The following is a 4,816-nucleotide window of genomic DNA, read 5'->3' on the forward strand; positions in this document are numbered from 1 at the left end:
GGGGAGCAGAGGTGCAGGGGTGCTAGGGAGAAGAGTAACACCTCAAAAATCTCCTTGTCCCCTTGCCCTCCCATTCCCCCATCCCCTTTCCAAAAGGGTGCGACAGCTCAACAAGGGTTTGTCAAATTTTTACAACTTAAACTAGTTGTTTTTGTCGCTGCCGCGACTACTGTGGAAGTTGACGTTACTAGAACTGGATCATGCGAGATTTTCAAACCATCCAGAGCGAAACCTACGACTTAATCATCATTGGTGGTGGCATTAATGGTGCTGGCGTCGCCAGAGATGCGGCTCTGCGGGGTCTCAAAACTATCTTGCTGGAAAAGGGCGACTTCTGCGGTGGCACGACCAGTTGGTCAACACGATTAGTCCATGGGGGTTTGCGTTACTTAGAATATTTTGAATTTGCCTTGGTGCGGGAATCGTTGCGGGAACGAGAAATTCTCCTGCGTACAGCCCCCCACTTGGTCAAACCCCTGTTGCTGACTATTCCCATTTATAGCGATCGCTCTCGTCCCTATTGGAAAATCCAGGCAGGGATGTTCCTCTATGACATTTTTAGTTTTGACAAAACCCTGCCTCCTCACCGGATGCTGCCGAAGCAAAAATTTAAGCAGCTATTTCGCCATATCGACCCCGATGGCTTAACGGGTGGGGCGCAATACTATGATGGTCAGGTCGCCTATGCCGAGCGTTTGGCTTTAGAGAATATCCTCTCAGCCCAAGACGCAGGGGCAACGGTACTCAACTATGTAGAAGCGACTCAATTGCAGCGCCAGGGAAATCGAATTACAGCGATCGCTTGCAAAGATTGCTTGACGGGTGAGGAATTTACGCTACGAGGTAGCGATCGCTCCGTGGTTGTGAATACTTCTGGACCTTGGGTTGATCAAATCTTAGAGTCAGGAGTTGAAAGCGGCTCATCAGCTCCCATTGGTAAAGAGCAAAAAATTGGTGCTACAAAAGGCAGTCACATTATCGTCGATCCCTTCCCAGGCGCACCGGAAACGGCTTTGTATGTGGAAGCTAAGACAGACGGTCGTCCCTTCTTTATCGTACCTTGGTTGGGACAATACCTGATTGGCACAACTGACCTACGATACGATGGCGACCTCGACAGGATTAAAGCGGACAACGACGAAATTGATTATTTACTAACCGAAACCAATCGGATTATTCCCACCGCTCAGTTGTCCCGTCAAGATGTCAAGTTTACTTACTCTGGTGTTCGTCCCCTGCCCAATGAAGAAGGCAAAGCTCCAGGCAGTGTGACTCGCAGCCACATCCTCCATGACCACACCTCCGAGGGAGCAGAGAATTTAATTTCCCTGATTGGCGGCAAAATTACAACCTATCGCCAAGTCGGAGAAGAAATGGTGGAGAAGGTTTACCGAAAACTGGGAGGTTCAGCACCGCCTTGTTCGACTGACAACAAACCCTTACCGGGAGCAATTTTGCCCAGTGATTCCCGTCTTGAAAAAGCACTCCAAGACTATCGCACCTCCTTACCCTTGGCAGTGGTTCATCACCTGTTTTCAGTCTACGGTGCCAGGGCGCTGGAGATTTTAGCCTTAACGGATGAGGAGCCAGAATTGGCAGAAGAAATCCTACCGGGATTGCCGGATATTAAGGCTCAGATTATCTATGCTGTCCGGTCAGAGTTTGCCCAGACGTTGGTTGATATTCTTCGCCGCCGCACGTTCTTAGCGATGTATGCCAATTATGGCTTAGACTTGCTGCCTGTGCTGACTCAAACTCTGTCTCGGTACTGCGGTTGGACTTCACAAGAGTGCGATCGCCAAGTCGAAAATTATCGGGCTTACATGGAAGCCAATTGCATTCCCGATTATGTGATTGCCAAACGCAAGGAAGCTGAGAAAGTTACCCGATAAAATCTCAATTAAAGGATGAAGGATGAAAAATGAAAAACAAGCTATTATTTTCAACAGGTGAAAGCTTGTTCTCAAATAAACCGACACTTCATCCTTCATCCTTTCCACTTCATCAGTTTTTCAAATTTTTGAGTTCAAATAAAAGCCATGGTGAGTGACCTCACGAATTCTGAATCTACCTCAACCCAAACCAATGTCAACCAAACCATTAAATCGTTTAAAAAGGGACAAGCTGAACAAGCAACCCTAGCAATTCTAGGGACTGGGGCTTGGGGTGTGGGTTTGGCAACCTTAGCACAGCACAATGACCATGAAATACGTTTGTGGTCTCGTCGCAGTGACCAGAGTTTAGAGGAAGTTTTAGCGGGTGTCGATATGATCATATCCGCCATTCCGATGAAGGGGGTTGCCAGCACTGCTGCTAAAATTCAAAAAATCGGTTTGCCTGCCCACGTTGCAATTGTTACCGCGACGAAGGGGTTAGATCCAACCACCACCCGCACCCCGTCCCAAATTTGGGAAGCAGACTTTCCCAATCATCCGATCGTTGTGCTTTCAGGTCCCAATCTCTCGAAAGAAATTGAGCAAAAATTACCAGCAGCAACGGTAGTTTCTAGTAAAAATATGGCAGCAGCCGAAGCAGTACAAACTGTTTTTTCATCTAATCTCTTCCGTGTCTATACCAGTCCCGATCCCATTGGCACCGAACTGGGGGGGACGTTGAAAAACGTAATTGCGATCGCTGTTGGTGTCTGTGATGGTTTACAACTGGGTACGAATGCCAAATCTGCTTTAATTACCCGTGCTTTGACAGAAATGATTCGCATTGGCACTCACTTGGGAGGACAAGCGGAAACCTTCTTTGGATTGTCGGGCTTGGGTGATATGTTAGCCACTTGCAGCAGTATGCTCAGTCGTAACTATCGAGTCGGTTACGGTTTGGCACAGGGGAAAACCTTGGAGCAAGTTTTGGAAGAATTGCAAAGTACGGCTGAAGGGGTGAACACAGCTAATGTGCTGATTGAGATTGCCAATCGAGAGGAAATTCCTGTACCCATTTCTCGACAAGTTTATCGCCTACTTAATAATAAAATTACTCCGCAGCAGGCAGTTGAAGCGCTAATGGAACGGGATTTAAAGCCCGAATTTTGCGACCTGTTCTAGGGGGGGAAATTCTGAGAGGCTTATCTGTTCGAGCAGAAAGTTTGACAGCCTGTCTTTTGACAGATGCTTGCTGTTTTGCCAAAATCAAGAGCCGAACATTATAAGCCTTTTTCCAATGTCTAAGCCCCCTTTTCGTAATCACAAACCAGAATTCTTATCAATAGGAATTGCTCCACTGGGAATTATCTCTATCGGTGTAGTGCCGATGGGGATAGTTTCTATTGGGGTTGTGCCGATGGGAGTGTTGTCTCTTGGTTCTGTAGCGATGGGAATCATCTCTGCTGGGCTAGTTTCTATGGGGACGATAGCCGTTGGTTTTCAGACGATGGGGCTGGTTAGTATTGGTTCGATGGGCATGGGAAATATACGCATTCCCATCGGGGCTGAAGACTCTCAATTTCAGCCAAAAAATCATTCTCTTCCCATGCAGGACATGAACCCCAGTGATTCTCATCAGCACCATTGAAATGAGTGGGTTGCAGGAGACAGGAGACAAGGAGATGAAGAGGACACGGAGACGCGGAGACAAGGGGATTTTTAAGGGCTTACATCAAATCCGGTTGAATGAACACATTTGTAGAGACGTTATATATTTTTAGATCTGCCAAGCATTTCTCGTCAAGCAGGGCAAGCACAAATGCAAAACTCAGAGAAAATTACAGATGCTCAAGGAGCACCGACTACTAGGGCTCCTATTGGAACTAGAAGAGGATTAGAGGAACTGAGAGCAGTATTAGAAGCTTCTGAGCCTACTAACGCTCCTTCTATTAGAAGAGTAGCTATTTCTGTCCCTCAAAATTTGCCGGACTCAATTCGCCTAAGGATTCGCCTAAGGGAAGCAGGAACAACGGCAATTCGAGAATTTCATTTGATAGCTGACAGAAACTCGGTTGCTCCCGATAGCACGACGGGTATGATACCAGACTTGGAGAGTGAACAAGGAGTAAGAGCATTACTGCCTAATGGAGGAACAATAAGGTTGAAGATCAGGCGAGTCAATGAAAATAACAGCATGAGATCTGTTGGAGAGCTGCGTATTCGCTATCACAACATTTCTGGATATGAACAGGTCAATCAAATTGAATTTGTTGTTCAGTAATTTCCTTCTTGCGTAAAACTCCCTATCTTCCTTAAAAAATGGATATTAAGTTCTTTGTTCGCGCTGCATTCTCTTTTCTACAGGGTTTTTGTTTATCGTACAGTGTGGCTAATTAGGGCTTGCTGCACAAACTGGAAACCCTCATACATTAAGGGTTAGAGGACGATTAAAAGTGAATAAAGTGCAAGGTTTTTGCACCTAGATGCTGAAAATCCTAGCCTTTTTGGAGGATGCTATTGCATAATCTATCTGAGATAGGGGGGTGAAACTGTTGCCTGTTCCCTGTTAAGCAGTTCCCTACCCTCACCAAGGCACTTATTCAGCAAGCCCTAATTAAACCGGATTTGATATTAACCATCTCCCCACTCCCTACTCCCTTTTTACTGATGAAAGGGTACAACTATCAGTGGAAACAATGATAATAACAGCCACATCAACGAGTACCAATTAGGGGGTTGTGGTAAGTGAGTTTCAGCTAAGAGTGCCTCTATTCGTTCCTCTAGGCGATTTTTAGGTGCAGCACAACTAAAAGCGGCACAGAAACTTTCAGAATGCATCAGCGGCGCACTCACCACCATGAGCAAGGATTCTGCTAACAGTAAAAAATCGACTTGTTCTGCTGCCCATTGATCGGCTCGGATTTCTCGCAATAATAATAGTT

At 46.2% G+C, this 4,816-nt stretch carries 4 protein-coding genes and 1 pseudogene; 4 read left to right on the forward strand and 1 reads right to left on the reverse strand.

All coding sequences use genetic code 11. The annotated features are described in order from the left end of the window. The first annotated feature begins 200 nt into the window (after positions 1 to 200). The 4 genes from glpD (at position 201) to IQ257_RS28755 (ending at position 4,155) form a co-directional block, all read left to right on the forward strand. Positions 201 to 1,892 carry a glycerol-3-phosphate dehydrogenase gene (gene glpD, locus IQ257_RS28740; RefSeq protein WP_193878494.1) on the forward strand — a complete coding sequence of 564 codons (1,692 nt, stop codon included), beginning with the start codon at positions 201 to 203 and terminating at the stop codon, positions 1,890 to 1,892. A gap of 147 nt (positions 1,893 to 2,039) precedes the next feature. Next, positions 2,040 to 3,056 (forward strand): NAD(P)H-dependent glycerol-3-phosphate dehydrogenase, encoded by a 1,017-nt coding sequence (locus tag IQ257_RS28745; RefSeq protein WP_193878496.1) that lies wholly within the window; start codon positions 2,040 to 2,042, stop codon positions 3,054 to 3,056. A gap of 115 nt (positions 3,057 to 3,171) precedes the next feature. Next, entirely contained in the window at positions 3,172 to 3,522 is a 351-nt protein-coding gene (locus IQ257_RS28750; protein ID WP_193878498.1) for a hypothetical protein, read from the forward strand. Between the two features lie 171 nt (positions 3,523 to 3,693). Further along, positions 3,694 to 4,155, forward strand: coding sequence for a hypothetical protein (locus tag IQ257_RS28755; protein ID WP_193878499.1), 462 nt, complete (start codon positions 3,694 to 3,696; stop codon positions 4,153 to 4,155). 380 nt (positions 4,156 to 4,535) lie between these two features. Here IQ257_RS28755 and IQ257_RS28760 read toward each other — a convergent pair. Next, a pseudogene (locus tag IQ257_RS28760) lies at positions 4,536 to 4,816 on the reverse strand (M56 family peptidase); the annotation flags it as partial.

Origin of the sequence: Coleofasciculus sp. LEGE 07092 (genome assembly GCF_015207375.1) — a bacterium.
Lineage (GTDB): Bacteria > Cyanobacteriota > Cyanobacteriia > Cyanobacteriales > Coleofasciculaceae > LEGE-07092.

What these genes read in the sequence shown, in the direction of transcription:
- glpD (WP_193878494.1), top strand. Translation starts at nt 201, where the DNA reads ATGCGAGATTTTCAAACCATCCAGAGCGAAACCTACGACTTAATCATC.
- IQ257_RS28750 (WP_193878498.1), top strand. Translation starts at nt 3,172, where the DNA reads ATGTCTAAGCCCCCTTTTCGTAATCACAAACCAGAATTCTTATCAATA.
- IQ257_RS28755 (WP_193878499.1), top strand. Translation starts at nt 3,694, where the DNA reads ATGCAAAACTCAGAGAAAATTACAGATGCTCAAGGAGCACCGACTACT.
- IQ257_RS28745 (WP_193878496.1), top strand. Translation starts at nt 2,040, where the DNA reads ATGGTGAGTGACCTCACGAATTCTGAATCTACCTCAACCCAAACCAAT.